At 69.2% G+C, this 15017-nt stretch carries 18 protein-coding genes and 1 pseudogene; 13 read left to right on the top strand and 6 right to left on the bottom strand.

Annotated elements, in window-relative coordinates:
* Window positions 1-138: 138 nt before the first annotated feature.
* Window positions 139-618, top strand: coding sequence for a hypothetical protein (locus tag N8I86_RS37085; RefSeq protein ID WP_263279915.1), 480 nt, complete (start codon window positions 139-141; stop codon window positions 616-618).
* Between the two features lie 301 nt (window positions 619-919).
* On the opposite strand, the gene N8I86_RS37090 is transcribed toward N8I86_RS37085, so the two are convergent.
* The 3 genes from N8I86_RS37090 to N8I86_RS37100 form a co-directional block, all read right to left on the bottom strand.
* A complete protein-coding gene (locus tag N8I86_RS37090) occupies window positions 920-1813 on the bottom strand; it encodes a S1 family peptidase (protein WP_073898514.1) in 894 nt (297 codons plus the stop codon).
* Window positions 1814-2351: 538 nt separating this feature from the next.
* Window positions 2352-2777 (bottom strand): hypothetical protein, encoded by a 426-nt coding sequence (locus N8I86_RS37095; protein ID WP_158075370.1) that lies wholly within the window; start codon window positions 2775-2777, stop codon window positions 2352-2354.
* 449 nt (window positions 2778-3226) lie between these two features.
* Window positions 3227-3793, bottom strand: a complete 567-nt coding sequence (locus N8I86_RS37100) for a universal stress protein (RefSeq protein ID WP_263279916.1) — start codon at window positions 3791-3793, stop codon at window positions 3227-3229.
* Window positions 3794-4060: 267 nt separating this feature from the next.
* On the opposite strand from N8I86_RS37100, the gene N8I86_RS37105 reads away from it, so the two are divergent.
* From N8I86_RS37105 to N8I86_RS37120, 4 genes and pseudogenes are all read left to right on the top strand, one after another.
* Window positions 4061-4822, top strand: coding sequence for a maleylpyruvate isomerase family mycothiol-dependent enzyme (locus tag N8I86_RS37105; RefSeq protein ID WP_263279917.1), 762 nt, complete (start codon window positions 4061-4063; stop codon window positions 4820-4822).
* Between the two features lie 158 nt (window positions 4823-4980).
* Window positions 4981-5532 carry a hypothetical protein gene (locus N8I86_RS37110; protein WP_263279918.1) on the top strand — a complete coding sequence of 184 codons (552 nt, stop codon included), beginning with the start codon at window positions 4981-4983 and terminating at the stop codon, window positions 5530-5532.
* Window positions 5533-5665: 133 nt separating this feature from the next.
* Window positions 5666-5914: pseudogene (locus N8I86_RS37115) on the top strand (hypothetical protein); the annotation flags it as partial.
* Window positions 5915-5924: 10 nt separating this feature from the next.
* Window positions 5925-6095, top strand: a complete 171-nt coding sequence (locus tag N8I86_RS37120; protein ID WP_263279919.1) for a hypothetical protein — start codon at window positions 5925-5927, stop codon at window positions 6093-6095.
* Between the two features lie 259 nt (window positions 6096-6354).
* Here N8I86_RS37120 and N8I86_RS37125 read toward each other — a convergent pair whose 3' ends face one another.
* Window positions 6355-6807 carry a DUF5707 domain-containing protein gene (locus N8I86_RS37125; protein ID WP_263279920.1) on the bottom strand — a complete coding sequence of 151 codons (453 nt, stop codon included), beginning with the start codon at window positions 6805-6807 and terminating at the stop codon, window positions 6355-6357.
* Between the two features lie 384 nt (window positions 6808-7191).
* Here N8I86_RS37125 and N8I86_RS37130 point away from each other — a divergent pair, with 384 nt between their 5' ends.
* Window positions 7192-7833: a hypothetical protein gene (locus N8I86_RS37130; protein ID WP_198960505.1), complete on the top strand. Its 642-nt coding sequence runs from the start codon at window positions 7192-7194 to the stop codon at window positions 7831-7833.
* A 79-nt stretch (window positions 7834-7912) separates the two neighbouring features.
* On the opposite strand, the gene N8I86_RS37135 is transcribed toward N8I86_RS37130, so the two are convergent.
* Together N8I86_RS37135 and N8I86_RS37140 are read right to left on the bottom strand one after the other, a co-directional pair.
* Complete coding sequence (locus N8I86_RS37135; protein WP_263279921.1) at window positions 7913-8365, bottom strand: hypothetical protein; 453 nt, start codon at window positions 8363-8365, stop codon at window positions 7913-7915.
* A gap of 202 nt (window positions 8366-8567) precedes the next feature.
* A complete protein-coding gene (locus N8I86_RS37140; RefSeq protein ID WP_263279922.1) occupies window positions 8568-8810 on the bottom strand; it encodes a hypothetical protein in 243 nt (80 codons plus the stop codon).
* A 25-nt stretch (window positions 8811-8835) separates the two neighbouring features.
* On the opposite strand from N8I86_RS37140, the gene N8I86_RS37145 reads away from it, so the two are divergent.
* From N8I86_RS37145 to N8I86_RS37175, 7 genes are all read left to right on the top strand, one after another.
* Window positions 8836-9048 carry a cupin domain-containing protein gene (locus tag N8I86_RS37145; protein WP_263279923.1) on the top strand — a complete coding sequence of 71 codons (213 nt, stop codon included), beginning with the start codon at window positions 8836-8838 and terminating at the stop codon, window positions 9046-9048.
* Between the two features lie 305 nt (window positions 9049-9353).
* The gene (locus tag N8I86_RS37150; RefSeq protein ID WP_123441129.1) at window positions 9354-9995 is read left to right on the top strand and encodes a carbonic anhydrase; all 642 of its coding nucleotides are present in this window, start codon (window positions 9354-9356) and stop codon (window positions 9993-9995) included.
* A gap of 738 nt (window positions 9996-10733) precedes the next feature.
* A complete protein-coding gene (locus N8I86_RS37155; RefSeq protein ID WP_263279924.1) occupies window positions 10734-11222 on the top strand; it encodes a GNAT family N-acetyltransferase in 489 nt (162 codons plus the stop codon).
* A 422-nt stretch (window positions 11223-11644) separates the two neighbouring features.
* Window positions 11645-13078, top strand: a complete 1434-nt coding sequence (locus N8I86_RS37160; RefSeq protein WP_263279925.1) for a selenium-binding family protein — start codon at window positions 11645-11647, stop codon at window positions 13076-13078.
* 63 nt (window positions 13079-13141) lie between these two features.
* A complete protein-coding gene (locus N8I86_RS37165) occupies window positions 13142-13900 on the top strand; it encodes a hypothetical protein (RefSeq protein WP_263279926.1) in 759 nt (252 codons plus the stop codon).
* Between the two features lie 30 nt (window positions 13901-13930).
* Window positions 13931-14137 (top strand): hypothetical protein, encoded by a 207-nt coding sequence (locus tag N8I86_RS37170; RefSeq protein ID WP_073898527.1) that lies wholly within the window; start codon window positions 13931-13933, stop codon window positions 14135-14137.
* 196 nt (window positions 14138-14333) lie between these two features.
* Entirely contained in the window at window positions 14334-14804 is a 471-nt protein-coding gene (locus N8I86_RS37175; RefSeq protein ID WP_073899117.1) for a DIP1984 family protein, read from the top strand.
* Window positions 14805-15017: the final 213 nt, after the last annotated feature.

Genomic DNA, 15017 nt, shown 5'->3' on the forward strand with positions numbered 1-15017 from the left:
AGTCGATGTGCTCGGCCATTGGTCCGATGTCGGAGAGGGCGGTCATACGCCCGCAGGGCGCCGGGAGGACTACTGCGCCCGCTCCCGTGGGGTGAGAGCCACTGGTGCCGGTGCGGGAGTTGAGCCAAGCTGCGGCCCATGGATTGGAAGTCGCTTCTCTCCACACTGACCGGTGCCGTCATCGGCATCACAGCCACGTTGATCGCCGATCGAAACCGGTGGCGCCGGGAGGAGGGCAGGCACGCGTTGGAAGTGCGGCGCGAGGTGTACACAGAGTTCGTGTCCGCCCTGAAGGAGGCCGGAGAGGAGATGCGGGCCGTCGCCTTGGGCGATCACCGGTCCGAGTCGGCGCGTGACGCGGCCGTGAGGGAGGCCGTCCGTGGCACCGGTCTCTATACAGCAAGCGAACGACTCTGGCTCGTGGGCCCGCCGCAGGTCGTAGCGGCAAGTAACGAGGCGTTTCATCGAATGCGCGCGATACGCGACGCGTACGCCCGGGGGACGGCGGTCGGCTCCGCCGAAGAAGCGTCGCTGGTAGGAATGCGTCGCTCGGCCATGGCTCAGATGCGTCGTCTCATGCGGGAAGACCTGGGCTTCGGGCCTCTCGGTATTGAATGATCGTCAGCCACTCCAAGAGACGGGGCTACCCAGCAGATCACAAGTGGGCTGCATCCGCAGCCTGTTGAATGCGTGCCGGACGGCCGGTCGGTGGCAGGCCCTGCAGGGAACAGGACGGTCAGCCGTGCTGCTCAGCGCCTTCGCCGTGCCTGGCTGCGCGTGTGTCGGCCCCGTCCCAGATGGCGATCGCGCAAAAGAACGGCACCGGCAAAAGTGAACAAGCTGATGCCACTCCTGCCGGTGTCACGGGACGTATCGCTGGGGCGGGCAGCCGGTCAGCCGGGCCCGCCCCTGCGCCGGATCAGCGGCCGAGCAGTTGCTTCAGTTTCTTGCCCTTCGCGGACTCGCTCAGGGTGTCCCACAGCTTGGCCGAACCGGTGTACGTGTACACGCCCGGAGCGCCCTGGGCGGCGCAGCCGTCGCCGTACGAGACGATGCCTGTCTGGTAGACCCCGCGACGGCCGGGCAGCTTGCGGAACATCGGGCCGCCGCTGTCGCCCTGGCAGGAGTCCTTGCCCTCGACGCCGGCGCAGACGTTGACCTTCTTGTCGTAGTCCGGGTAGGACGCCTTGCACTCAATGTGCGACACGATCGGGACGTCCACCGCTCGTATCCGGTCGGGGTAGTGGGTCACCTCGGTGTCGGTGTTGCCCCAGCCGATGACGGTCGCCTTGGCGCCCGGGCGGATGAGAGCGTCCGTGCCGGCGGTCGGCAAGTTGACCGGTGCGGTACCGGTCACGGGCTTGTCCAGCATCAGGAAGGCGATGTCGTACGCCTCCTGCCCGCGGGCATAGCGGGGGTGGACGACGACGTCGGTGACGTTGCGCAGGTGGCCCTGGTTCTTCTTGGACAGCACGGTGCGGCCGACGACCGTTTCGAGCTGCTTGGGCTGTGCGCCGATGACGCAGTGCGCGGCTGTCATGACGATGTCCGGCGCCAGCAGGCTGCCGCCGCAGAACTGCCGGTCGTGCGGGTTGCCCCGGCCCTTGGTCAGCAGCGCCGCCATGAACGGGTACGAGCCGACAGGCTTCTCGGTGCCGCCGATGATGGGATGGTTCGGGCGAGTGGGGTGCGCTCCTGTCGCCGCGTCGGCTGCCGCGGTGAATGTGCCGAGAAGCCCGACGACCGCGCCGGCGGCGACAGCGGCGGAGGCGATCCGCCGGGTCGTGGTTCTGTGGGCGGTGGAAAGCTGCATGGGGGGTGTCTCCAAGTCTCCGAAGCGCTGCCGTGCCGGAGGTCCCGGTGCCCGGCGGACCGGGCAACGCGTGGGGACTCTCTGTCGGCTGTGGCATGTCGCCCTGTCAGATACGATCTCCGCCCGCGAGGTTCCCATGCGCGTAGGTGACCGGACCGTGGCGCCGGCCTCGCGCAGTGTGTGCAGCACGGTGTGTCAGCGCTCGGATGATTCTTGTACGGGCGCGGACAGTGCACTGCCGCAGCGGGACGAAACCACGAGTGAGATGAGCACTCCTCCGCCGCCCGGGACCGAGGCGGCTCCCTGCGCCTTTGGGCGCTGGGTCTGGCCGGCGGCGGCGTCGGCTGCCACCAAAGGACACGCAGGTCCGGCGCGCAGCCAGGCCGGGAACCAACGGCGGAAACCTACCTGGCCGTCAGCCGCTACGTCTTCCCCCCGGCAGGCCTTTGGCTTTTCTCGCACGGCGAGGAACAAGCCGAGGAGCTGACGCCATCGGCTTCAGCAGCCAACACCGGGGGGAGGGAGTGAGGGTGTGTGGTCAGTCGTCCAGGCGGGCGCAGAGAGTTGTCACCTTGTCGTGGGCCGCCACTGCCCCGGCGCCCTTCACAGTGAAAGTCTGCAGGCGCCTGGTGACGTTCTGGAAGGCTTTGTCCAGGGTGTCGTAACGGTGGTCGAGTTGGGCGGCGGACTGGGCCAGAGCGGCAGCACCGCCGACGCGGGCGAAGTACGCCCTGGAGATTTCGTCGTCGCTGTAGACCTTGCTCAACGCCGGAACCCGATTCCACGCTTGGCACGCGCCCGCGGCATCCGCCGCCGCGTTCTCCGGGCCGGACCCGGACGCCGCGTTGTCCGAACCGGCCCAGAGGAGCCAACCGATGCCGACGCCCACACCGGCTGCGACGACCACAGCCACCCACAGCGCGATCCAGCCGAAGGGGGCACGACCACCGGTGGCAGGCGGCACGGACGGAGGAGGCGGTATCGGAGCAGAGGCAGTCATCTATCAGCCTTCCTTCGCTATAGGGGGCCGTAACTAAGACCCGGTAACCGGCAGCAAGTGAACCACTTTTGTCGTCCGCCACGATGCAGGAACTGAACGCCGAACCGCCCAGCACCGACTCCCACAGGGAGGCCCCAGTGCTGACAATGGTCGATGGGCATTCCTGCGGTGGCTCGTGCAAGTCCAGAGTGGCAACCGCCCTTGCCGTGGGGACCGTTCCCCGCGCCATGAGCGCGACGTACTCTTCTACGCGCTCCCTCTCGGTGAAGCCACGGGCGACCGCGGGACCGAGGCGGACGCCGACACCGCGGAGTGAGTCGTCGTAGCGCTGGGAGGCTCGCCCTACCCACGGCACCGGAGCGCGGGCGGCCGGGACACCTGGACCTGCAGGCGGACGCGACCTCCTGAACCCCTCAGGCGTCAGGCGGCAAGCTTTCGAACTCCCGCTCAAGATGGCCAGTGTCCAAGCGCAACCGCAGGGCGTTGCGGCGGTGCACCGTCGCCAACGTCGCCTGCAGCGGGGAGGGCGGCACCGCGAGGACGGGACAGCCGGCGTGGGCGAGGCAATAGCGGCTGACCGACGGCCACAGCGCCCGGTGCAGCCGGCCCCGGCCACCGGCGCCGACGAGGAGAATGTCGTCGTCCCGGTCGGCGGTCCGTACCAGCGCCGGTCCGGGAGCACCCCGGACGACGAGCGCCTGACCGGCCGGCCCGGTATCGACGCTGCCGAACAGCTCACGCAGGGCTCGTAGCAGCCGCTCCCGCGCCAGCTGCTCCCATGCCGGCACCATGGAGGCGGAGGCGGGGAACCTGCGGGCGGCGAGATCCCCCTCCGGGGCCTGCCAGGTCAGCACCGGCCACAGCTCGGCTCCCCGGTGCCGGGCCTCGCCGGCCGCCCTGCCCAGGGCGGTGAGACTCCCCGGCGAGCCGCTTACCCCGACGATGACACGGGCGGTTGCGGGCGTGCGGGACTCGGACATCACTTCCACCTTCTGCACACGCCGACCGAAGGGTCCCCGACCGGCGATCCTTCTTCGGAGTCGCTCCATCTCACCTCCGTCTTGAGGTCCTCGAACAGTCCGCGCGCGCGTTCTTGGCGTCCCTCTGACGGCCCGGCCATGCCCGCCGCCAAGGCCGTGTACGGCGGCATGGCTACGACCAGGCGTTCCATCAGCTGTTCCCACTCCCGAAGCTGACGGCTGGAAATTAGAGTGCGGTCGGCTGATCTGGGGTGATAGGTAAGCGACGTGACAGAGAGTCTTGAGTATTCCGCCCTGCTGCAGCTGATCGACGAGCGGTCGGCCGCGTTCCGGAGTGCGGTCGTCGCCGCGCCCGGCCTTGACGCGCCGGTGCCGTCCTGCCCCGAGTGGACGTTGTTCGATCTCGTGCAGCATCTGGGTACGGGCCAGCGGTGGTGGGCCGCGATCGTCGCCGCCGGCCCGGCCGAGGCTCCGCCGGCCAAGGATGCCGCGGAGGTGCCGCGCGAGCTCGAGGCGCTGCTGGCCTGGTACGACGAGTCGAACGAGCTGCTGCTGAGTGCGCTGCGCGAGGCCGGCCCGGAGCGCGCGTGCTGGACGTGGTGGAGCGCCGGCGTGTCACCGGCGAATGCCTGGGGCGTTGCCCGGCGCCGGGTGCACGAGGTGCTGGTGCACACCTACGACGCCCAGCTCGCCGCAGGCACCGTGCAGCCGATGCCGGCGGACGTCGCGATCGACGGCGTGGCCGAGTTTCTCGACACCTGCAACTCCACCCCGGCAGCCTGGCCGCACGAGGCCGCCACCATCCACTACCACGCCACCGAGGGCCGCTCCTGGCTCCTCACGCTGGACGGCACAGGCGCCTGGCCCGCACCCCTCACGGACGACGCCGCGCCCGCCTCCGCTTCGGCCACGGGCACGGCCGAGCAGCTGCTGCTCTTCGTCTGGGGCCGCCTCACGCTGAGCGACCTCAAGATTGAGGGCGACCAGCAGGTGTTCAAGCAGCTGATCGCCTGGGAGCCCGAGGAGTAGCCGGTCGACACCGTCGGCGGACGGCCAGTACCGCCTCGTACATCTCGGGCCCGAGCGCCGGGATATGGCTACGACGAGGCTCTCTGTCAGGTGCCGCAAGAGGCCCTCGCTGACGGCCCTCTGACCATGGGACGCGTTGCTCGCTAGCATCGCCCTTCATGATCGCAGTGGTCGTCACCATCGGGCTGGCGTTCGTCGGCTACGTCGTCACGTACCTCAACGGCTTGCGCCTGTCGCAGCGTCAGGAACGCCTTGCTCGCGTGAATCGCCAACTCGGCCAGTTCTACGGGCCGCTGTATGCCCTCACCGAGGCCAACAGCCGCACCTTCAGCGCGTTCGTGGAACGTCACGCTCGCCCCGGCGGAGAATCGCCGTTCGCTCAGGAACCGCCGCCCACCCCCGACGAACTCACCGAATGGCGCCTGTGGGTCACTACGGTCTTCCTTCCGAACATCCAGGCCATGCGCGACCTGGTCATCAGTCACGCAGACCTGTTGAGCGAACCGGAGATGCCGCCACTACTGCTCCAACTCTGCGCGCATGTGTCCGGCTACGAGATCACGACTGCCCGATGGGCGCATGGGCACCTTGATCAGCACCTGTCGGTGGTCTCGTTCCCCAGCGAGGCGCTCGCCGTGTACGCACGCCAGGGGTTCTCCGAGCTGAAGAGGGAGCAGGCCCGTTTGTTGGGACAACGGCAGGATGCTTGATCCTTTGCAACGACATTTGCGAGACATTGCCAAAACTCGTGGCGCGATCGGCCGTCGATAGCCGGATGAGGCTTGAGTCTCCCGTAGGGGGAGACGCCAAGGTGGGGGCATGGATGGCGACACGCTCTACTTCGTTGCGGCGCTTGCGGCTCACTATGCCCACCTCCTCGGCCGCCCCGACGACACCGACCTGCGCCGCCTGCTGCCGGCCCGGCTGGAGACCGTGAACGACCCGCGCCGGGATCGGTACTTCCGGCTGCTCGCAGTGATCAACGGCTGGCCCGCCCCGCAAAGCCTGGCGCCGGTGTTCAACTGGCCCGTCCAGGCCGTCCGCGCCCTAGCGGGCTGGGATCGTCGGCGTGGGGGCGGACTCCTTCCGTAATGGTCGGCCGGTGATCGACACCGTCATCCTGCATGCGGGCGCGACGCCGTCTGCTCCCGAGCTCGTCCGCCCCTGCTCTATGGAGGACGTTGCCGCACTCGTCGAAGTGTTCCCGGGCCCCGCACTGCGCCACTGGACCGCGCTGTGGAGGCTTTCACCGGCTGGGCCTTTGCTGCCCTGAGGGCCGACGGCTGGAGCGTCTGGAACTCCTGCACCGGGCGGACAGCCCGGCCTCCTTCCGCGTGGCGCACAAGAGCCGGTACGACCTCGACACGGTCCTGCCCGCGGCGCCGCCCTCGTTTCCTCGCGAGGGTCATCCGAGGTGTGGTGCGGTGATCGCGCGCCAGCGGGCCCGAGCGGACTCGGCGAGCTTGAACACCATCGCGAGATCAGACCTGCCGCAGATGACCTGGTGGGATCGCTTGCCGCCTGCCGCGAGGTCACCTGACGGTGAACTCCGCCGCCTTGGTGTCCAGGGTGGTGGTGCCGTCCCCGGCCGTGGCGAGAACGGCCACGTGCCAGGAGCCGTGCGGGGACGAAGAGGCGTCGGCGGCGGTCACCGCGGCCGAGTACACGCACCGCACGCTGTCCGCACCGGCCGGCTTGCAGTGGGCCGACTCCACCTCGGCCATCTCCTTGGCGGTCGGCCGCTTCGTGGCGAGCCCGGACTTCGCCGGCCAGGCCAGCACCTTGAGGCTCTTCACGCCCGAGGACGCAGTGACCTCGGTGGAGAAGGCGAGCGAGCCGTCCTGGCCACCGTGCGGGGCGGTGTATCGGGCGGTGCTGTGTGCCAGGGCCGGCGGCTGATCGCCTGCGTAGGCGAGAGCAACGGCCCCGGCACTTCCAAGGGCGACGGCGCCGGCAACGGCGAACAGGGCGATACGACGGGACATGGCGGGTTCTCCGTAACTCTTGTTTGAGCACTCTTGGCTGAACGTCTGACAGGCTGCGACGCTCTCAGGCGCCGCCGCTGCACTGATGCTCGCAACCCGAGGCCAAGCCGGACATGAGTACGGGAACTCAACTGTGCCTGGGTGATGCACAGGCGGTTCGATGGTCACCGTCCGCTCGGATGCCCGGGCCACTGGGCTCTCGACGGGATGACAAGTCGTACCTCCACCGCGCGCATTCGCAGGTGGAGGCAGGGAAGGTGGGAGTCTGTTTCCGCTGCGGCAGCCGCAACCGAGGAGGTCGGGACATTGGTGCGCACCGGTCGTGATGAGGCTCGGCTCAGGCATCCGAGACACGAGCGCCGCGGTGAGGCCCGGCTGCCGGCCGTGGTGGCGACACTCGTCGCCATCTGTCTCTACCTGCTGCTGCCGCAGCAACTGCTCGTCGCTCCGCGCTATGTACTGCCCGCGCTGGAGCTAGTGCTGTTGATTCCGGTCGTGGCGATCAACCCCAGAAGGCTCACCCGGCAAACCCGTGCCTTCCGCGTGCTGTCTCTCGCGCTCGTGCTCATCATCGCGGTGAGCAACCTGTCGGCTCTGGGATTCCTCATCCACCAACTGGTCTACGCCTCCGTCAAGGACGGCCGGTCGCTCCTGCTGGCGGCGCTCCAGGTCTGGCTCACCAACATCATCGTCTTCGGTCTCGCCTTCTGGGAACTGGACCGCGGCGGACCCGTGTTGCGCACCCAACTCCCGCGCGATGAACTGCCGCTGGCCGACTTCCGCTTCTCCCAGGACGAGAACGAGGGCACGGTCGAGGAGGTGGCCGACGGCTCCAGCAGCCGTTCGGACTGGGTGCCGACCCTGGTCGACTACCTGTACGTCTCCTTGACCAACTCCACGGCGTTCAGCCCCACCGACACGATGCCGCTTTCCAGCCGGGCGAAGCTGCTGATGAGCGTGGAGAGCGTTTCGGCCCTGCTGACCTCTCTCCTGGTCATCGCGCGGGCGGTGAGCATCCTGCATTGATGGTGGGCGGCACCCGGACATCCGGCACTGGCCATCCGGCCGTCGCCCTCCCACCTGCCGGCGTACAGCGTTCGCGGGCTCAGACGAACCACACGACGAGGCGTACGTGGTCCGGCCCGTGGAGCTCGGCAAGCGTCCGCATCACGTCCCATACCGGCGCCCAGTGGCTGCCTGGCCCAGCGACCGCTCGGCGCCTGAGTCTGCCCGATGCATCGGTCCTGTCCCAGTCGGCGGCTGCCAACTCGGCCCAGGTGATCCATGTTGTTCCGTACGGGTGCGGTGGCCCGCTCCACGCGTCGAACTCGGCCCGTAGCCCGTCCGAGGCGTCATGGGGTAGGCCGCGGTCTTCCGCCAGGGGCTGGAACCCGAACGAGTTGCGGACGCCGAAGAGGCAGGCGAGTGCGTCGTAGGCGTTGCCGATGTTGAGGAGGAAGAGGTCGATGCCGGCATGCCACACCGCATCCTCGTCGTCCTCCCCATAGATCCGCGCCAGAGGCCTGCACTCGATCATCCCGCTCACGTCCGTGGACACGTCTGCAGTCTGCCGAGAACCGACGAAGTTCGTCGCCTCGATTTCGGGGATGGCGTCGGCTGCGCGCCCACTCCGCAAACGGCCCCGGTCCGGGCTGGGTGCCAGGTGGGAAGCCAACTCCCAGCCCGCCCCCTGGACAGCGTGATGATCTCGGCACCCACCCAGGCGCGGTCGGCGGATCTGTCCCTGGCCGGAGATTTCCTCAGGTCCGGCCGCTACCCAGGACTGTGCTGATCAGGGCCTCCGCCGACCCAAGGGCGCGGGCGAGCCGCCCAGCTTCGCGGATCTGCTCCTCGTCCAGGGCCCCGGCCTTCGCCAGCCGGATCGCCTCGTGGATGCCGTCCCCGTCGCCGCGCGCGAGCATGACGAAGAACCAGCGCACTGCCTGTATCAGGTCCGGCGTGGTACCGATGCCGTCGCGACACCAGCAGGCTGCGGCGTTCATCGCCCCCGTCTGGCACCGCCACCCGTTGAGCCAGACCGTCTTCGTCACTGAAGGGATCGGCCTGTGCCAGCGCCGGGGCGGCTCGATCAAGGTCATACGGCCCGGCGACCGCGTCCTGTTCGAGGCCGACGAGGAGCACTGGCACGGCGCCGCGCCCGACCGGCTGATGGTGCACCTGGCCATCAACGAAGCTGACACCGATCACGACGTAGTGCACTGGCTGACGCGCACCGGCTGACGCCTTTCACCGACGAGGAGTACGCCGCCGCTCCGGCCCTCAGCTGAATGCCGCCGCCCCGGCCACCAGCTGAATCCCGCGCCCGCCGACAGGCACAGGTGATCACTGTGGCCGTCGGGACCGCCGGGCCAGGAGAGAGCTGCTGACGGCCGTAGAGCCACCTGCTTGAGCCCTGCACCCCGAGGAGCGGTGAGGCTATCTGCTGCCGGAACGGTCGAGCCCAGGGCGAAGTATTTCGACGGCACGCCGACTGGCAGGGAGGACCCAGGCGTGCGACGGCCGGTGCCCGGTCCTAGGCTGCGGCCATGACTCAGAACAAGGCCCCGACACCCCGCGACGCTTTCGAGCTGCTGATGGCCGGTAACCAGCGCTTCGTCAACAGCGCCCCCGAGCACCCCAACCAGGACGCCACTCGCCGTAGTGAGATCGCGCCCTCCCAGCAGCCCTTCGCTGTGATGTTCGGGTGCTCCGACTCCCGTCTTGCCGCCGAGATCATCTTCGACCGCGGCCTGGGCGATCTGTTCGTCGTACGCACCGCGGGCCACGTCCTGGGACCGGAGGTGCTCGGCAGCATCGAGTACGGCGTGGACGTGCTGGGCTCCCCGCTGGTCGTGGTCCTCGGCCACGACTCGTGCGGCGCAGTCGCCGCCGCCTGTTCCGCCCTGGAGAACGGTATGACGCCGTCCGGATACGTCCGGGACGTCGTCGAGCGGGTGACCCCCAGCGTGCTGGCCGCGCGAGCCGCCGGGCGGGTCGAGCCGGACGAGATCCTCGCGGAGCACATAAGGCACACCGTCGACCTGCTGCTGGACCGCTCCCGGGTACTAGCCCAGAAGGTGGCCGACGGTGAGGCCGCTGTGGTGGGCCTGTGCTACCGCCTGGCCGACGGCAGTGCACAGCTCGTCGCCTCGCGCGGCCTCGACGCGGCCGTCTCCGCCGGGTCCTGACCACGGTCCCGGTGGAGCTCTGCACGAAGAGCGGCGGTCAGCGGGCCCCGTACTCGGGGATGAGACACACGCCGGTTCGCCGCTCGATCGTCCATGCGGGCGCGCCGCCGGCCGGCTCACTGATCTGACTACGCCATGCGGCGCTGCCTGCAAGACCACAGGGGGCTTCAGGGGGCCACCGCCGTGTCGCGGAGGACGGATCACCCTCCACAGCAATCAGCGGCCGGTCGATAACGGCGAGAGTCCACTTCGTCGCGGACCGCCCGTCCGGTCGGCCCTGTGCCCCTACTGGCCGTTGACCGGGCCGTCGCCGGCGTTGTGCTGGTCGTGGGTGCGGAACCTGCCCCGGCCCTTGCTGCTGGTTTCGGTTGTGGTGGTTTTGGTGGAGCTGCTGTGGCCGTGGGGATGGTGGTGGGCGGGTGCGTATTCCGGCTAGGGCGGTGTGCGGTGGTCTCGGCGCCTGGGGTGTACGCACGTGCCGCTGCGGCGCGGGTACTGCCCGCGAGGGCCCCCTGCCTGCCAGAACCGGTGCGGCCTGCTGCTACTCGCCGGCACCGCGGTTGTGGCGGACCTCGCCTCGACCTCTGCCTGTCCTCACCATGGCGCAGGACACGTCAAGGCTGCGGGGGGCTGAGTCGGCGGTGCGGCGTGGGTCGGCACCGAGTGGGCCGCCGACCGCAACTGCCCCGGCAGCCGACCGTCGCACAAAGGCATCTGCCGGTGCGACATACTGTCCCGATGAGTTCACGCACGTCCCAAAACCGCCAGCCGATCATGATTCGGAGGGCCGTCGCACGGGATGCCAAACGGCTCACGCGGCTCGTGCGCAACTCAAGCGCCTACGAGGGAAAGTACGCATCCGCAGTCGCGGGCTACCGGGTCGGTCCCGATTACATCGAGGCCCACCGCGCCTTCGTAGCCGTCGACGCCGACGAGCGCGGAGGCCTGGTCCTCGGGTTCTATTCGCTCGTCCTTGATCCACCGGAACTCGACCTGCTGTTCGTCGCCGACGAAGCGCAGGGACAGGGCATCGGACGACTGCTCGTCGCGCATATGCAATCCGAAGCCCGTGCCGCCGGGCTCGACCGCGTCATGGTCGTGTCGCATCGTCCCGCCGAGGACTTCTACCACCGCGTCGGTGCCGTGCGCACTGGGACCGCGCGCGCGAACCCGCCCGCCGTACCGTGGGATCGTCCCGAATTCGAATTCCGCATTCCTTCGGAATGACGCGGTGTGTTAATTCCCAGGGCACCGAAATCGCCTGCATATAGCCAGTGCGGACGCGGTGTCGCGGGCGCCGCCCTGATCTCCGGGCTTCGGCCTGCGCTCACCTGGGTGGCAGAGCAACCGCAGGCCGCGACGGTGTCGGCGCCAACCCCCCAGGGTCGGCGCCCCCCCACGAACCCTGGCCGCCGCAGACGGCGCCGGAAGTTCGATCCACTCAGCAGCCGTGCCGACAGCGAATCCGTGGACATGGCTCATACAGGACGGCCGTCGTGCCGTCGCCTTGGCAGAGTTCCCGCGGCTGTGAAACGCTCGAATCGGTGGCACATCCGGCCCTCGCCGCACGTCGATGCCGAACGAGGGATCCGGCCTTTCTGCCGGGAGTTCACCCGATCCTGGCTTCCGTTCGGGAGTAAGGGAAAGCGATGAGAACGACCGAGCACATACACGACTCCGACGGCCACGGTGACCCGACCCTGTACCGCACTCCGGCCGATGCCGTGGCCGCGCCCCCCGAGGCGCTCGCCTACGTCGTCGGCTTCGACCCGACCGCACAGCAGGCGGACGCGTTGTTCACCGTCGACACCGACCCCGCATCCCCGACCTATGGCCGCGTGAAGTCCCACGCCACGCTGCCCGACCTGGGCAATGAACTGCATCACTTCGGCTGGAACGCCTGCTCGAGCGCACTGGCGCACGCCGGTCACCACCACGCGGCACGTCGCTTTCTCATCGCTCCGGGACTGCGCTCCTCCCGGCTGCACGTCTTCGACACCGTCCCCGACCCGGCGCACCCTCGCCTGGTCAAAGTGATCGAGGCCGAGGAACTGGCCACCAAGGCCGGGTACTCGCGCCCACACACCCTGCACTGCGGCCCCGACGGAGTCTTCCTGTCCTGCCTGGGCGGCGCGGACGGTGCGGACGGGCCCGGCGGAGTGGCGCTCCTGGACCACGAAAGCTTCGACGTGCTGCGCAGCTGGGAGACCGAGCGCGGACCGCAGCGGCTCGCGTACGACGTCTGGTGGCATCTGCGCCAGAACGTGGCCGTGACCAGCGAGTGGGGGACCCCCTCCATGATCGAGGACGGCGTCGTTCCCGAACTGCTGCTGAACCGCCAGTACGGCCACTCACTGCACTTCTGGGAGCTCGAAACCGGCCGGCACCTGCAACAGGTGGACCTGGGCGACGAACACCAGATGGTGCTGGAACTGCGCCCCGCGCACGACCCGGAGGCGACGTGGGGGTTCACCAACACCGTGATCAACGTGGAGGACCTGTCGGCCTCGGTATGGCTGTGGAACAGGGAGGGAGAGGACTTCAAGGTCCGAAAGGTGATCACCATACCGGCCGAGCCCGCGCAGCCTGAGGACCTGCCCCCAGCCCTGAAGCCGTTCGGAGCCGTCCCCCCACTGATCACCGACATCGACCTGTCGGTGGACGACCAGTGGCTGTACATCTCCGCATGGGGTACCGGCGACCTGTTCCAGTACGACGTGAGTGACCCGTTCCATCCGAGACAGACCGCGGCGGTGCGCCTTGGCGGCATCGTCGGCGGCGGGCAGCCGCACCCCGCCGAGCCCGACGTACCGCTCACGGGCGGAGCGCAGATGGTCGAGCTCAGCCGCGACGGGCGGCGCGTCTACCTGACGAACTCCCTGTACGCCGCCTGGGACGAACAGTTCTACCCCGCGGGCATCGATCCGTGGATGATCAAGCTCGACGCCGACACCTCGAACGGGGGTCTCTCGGTCGACAGCCGCTTCTTCCCGCACGGCGAGGACTTCCTCGGCCTGCGCGTGCACCAGACGCGCCTGCAAGGAGGCGACGCTTCCTCGGACTCCTACTGCTACCGCCGCTGACGAAGCGGCGTGCGGGCGCTGGGCGCGTAGCCCGCCGCTCCCGTAGGAGGCAACATGCTCCCCGTGGTTCAGGCAGTGGGCGCGCACACCGCCGACGGAGCGGACCGGCAGCCGCCCTCCACCGAATCACTGGTGGCTGTGCTCCTGGTGGCCCTGGCCACGGTCGTGGGGGCCTGGTCGGCGCGGCGGGCGTCGGGGCGCTCGGCGCTCGTACTGGCCGCAGCGTCCGGGATATTGCTGGTCATCGCGGTCCTCCATCTTCTGCCGGACGCGTGGGAGGAGGCCCCTGAGGTCGGCGTGCCGCAGTGGGCAGTGCCGCTGACCGCGCTCGCCTCGTTCTGGCTCGTGGGCGCCCTGACCCACCTCGGCTGCCCGTGCACACCGGGGCGCGCGGGCGGCATGGGCGCGGCCGCGGGGCTCGCTCTCCACCGGTTCCTGGAAGGGGCGACCCTGGCCCTGACCGCCTCGGTCGCCGTGGTGGCGGCCCTCCTCGTGCACGCGGCCGGCGAGGGGCTGGCCCTGGCCGCACTGCTGGGAACGCAACCTGGGCGGCGCATGGCTCCATGGATCGGGCTCGCCTGCGTGAGTCCGATCGTGGGGGTCTTCGTGACGAGCGCCGCCCCCATTCCGGACGCTCTCATGCCGTGGCTCCTCGCCGTGGTCGCCGGTGTACTGGCGCAGGCGGCGTGGGTGGCGCTCGGACTCGCCCACAAGCAGCGACCGGCGAACCGGCGAGTCCTCGGGGCGCCCGTCACGACAGCGATGACCCTCGCGGTCGTCCTCACCGCGCTCGTCCTACTCGTCGGAGCGGCCCACCGCTGAGCGCCACGGAGACAGCCGCACAACCCGGCCGTGCGCGGAAAGGCGGTCAACGGCTGGTACACAACGGCCAACCTCCACGCGCAGAAGAACGTCGACGCGCTGGGCAAGATCTCGCCGCGCGACGGTCTCGTGGCGATCGGCTGGGACGGAGCCGTCTACAACGCGCCCGGCTACGTGGCCAGGGCCTGCGCGAACCGCAAGGGCGGCAGGTTGCGTGCGTGCACGAACTGGAACTGATTGCGCACGTCGCCCCGGCGGGCCGCGCCTACTGCGGCGCCGTCGACAGACGGGGCCCACGGGCTCCCTGTGGGTCCCGTCGAGCACCCCTTACAAGGCGCGGAAGCAGGGCCCCGGCGAACCCAATATCCGGGTGCGGGGGAGCCGGTTGGCGCTCGTATACTCGTGCGAACTCATGGAGGGGAGGCGGGAGACGATGAAGCTTGCCGAGGCACTGGCGGAACGTGCGGAAGCGACGCGCCGTGTAGAACAACTGCGCGCGCGTGTGGTCAGTAGTGCGCGGTACCAGGAAGGTGAGACACCCGCCGAGGACGCAGCGCAGCTGCTGGCTGAGGTCGGCGAGGTGCTGGACGCTCTGGAAACGTTGATCCGGCGGATCAACCGCACCAACGCCACCGTGGAGATGGGTCCGGACGGCACGCTCACCGATGCCCTCGCACGCCGGGATGTCCTGCGGCTGCGTCACTCCGTGGTCACCGCGGCAGCGGACGCGGCGGCGGGCCAGGGCGAGCGGGGATACGGCCGGCAGCTTCGGTCCGAGTTGATGATGCTTTCCGCACTTCCGGTCGCAGAACTCCGAGGTCAGGCGGATGCGCTCGCCCGGGAGATCCGCGAAGTCGACGTGCGCATCCAGCGTACGAACTGGGAGGTCGATCTGCTGGACTGAGCGGTCCAGCAAGCTGGGACGATGTGGAGCAGGTAGCTGCTTCGGAGGCGTGCACACACCGAGGGCCGGCGGTTTTCCAGCCCACTCCTGGCGCGTGAAGAGCAACGCGGGGGTTCGACTCCCCACAACACAGTGCAGCTCAGCACCGCGTACAGGTAACAGTGCACAACGCACAGCACATCACCACGTGCAGATCCGACGCGGCGAGGGCGG

Source organism: Streptomyces albidicamelliae (genome assembly GCF_025642175.1).
Taxonomy (GTDB): domain Bacteria; phylum Actinomycetota; class Actinomycetes; order Streptomycetales; family Streptomycetaceae; genus Streptomyces; species Streptomyces albidocamelliae.

Bases quoted from the DNA above. Each gene is read 5' to 3' on its own strand.
- N8I86_RS37110 (WP_263279918.1), top strand. From the start codon at position 4,981: ATGATCGCAGTGGTCGTCACCATCGGGCTGGCGTTCGTCGGCTACGTC.
- N8I86_RS37100 (WP_263279916.1), bottom strand. From the start codon at position 3,793: ATGTCCGAGTCCCGCACGCCCGCAACCGCCCGTGTCATCGTCGGGGTA.
- N8I86_RS37090 (WP_073898514.1), bottom strand. From the start codon at position 1,813: ATGCAGCTTTCCACCGCCCACAGAACCACGACCCGGCGGATCGCCTCC.
- N8I86_RS37155 (WP_263279924.1), top strand. From the start codon at position 10,734: ATGAGTTCACGCACGTCCCAAAACCGCCAGCCGATCATGATTCGGAGG.
- N8I86_RS37175 (WP_073899117.1), top strand. From the start codon at position 14,334: ATGAAGCTTGCCGAGGCACTGGCGGAACGTGCGGAAGCGACGCGCCGT.
- N8I86_RS37140 (WP_263279922.1), bottom strand. From the start codon at position 8,810: ATGAACGCCGCAGCCTGCTGGTGTCGCGACGGCATCGGTACCACGCCG.
- N8I86_RS37085 (WP_263279915.1), top strand. From the start codon at position 139: ATGGATTGGAAGTCGCTTCTCTCCACACTGACCGGTGCCGTCATCGGC.
- N8I86_RS37150 (WP_123441129.1), top strand. From the start codon at position 9,354: ATGACTCAGAACAAGGCCCCGACACCCCGCGACGCTTTCGAGCTGCTG.
- N8I86_RS37125 (WP_263279920.1), bottom strand. From the start codon at position 6,807: ATGTCCCGTCGTATCGCCCTGTTCGCCGTTGCCGGCGCCGTCGCCCTT.
- N8I86_RS37160 (WP_263279925.1), top strand. From the start codon at position 11,645: ATGAGAACGACCGAGCACATACACGACTCCGACGGCCACGGTGACCCG.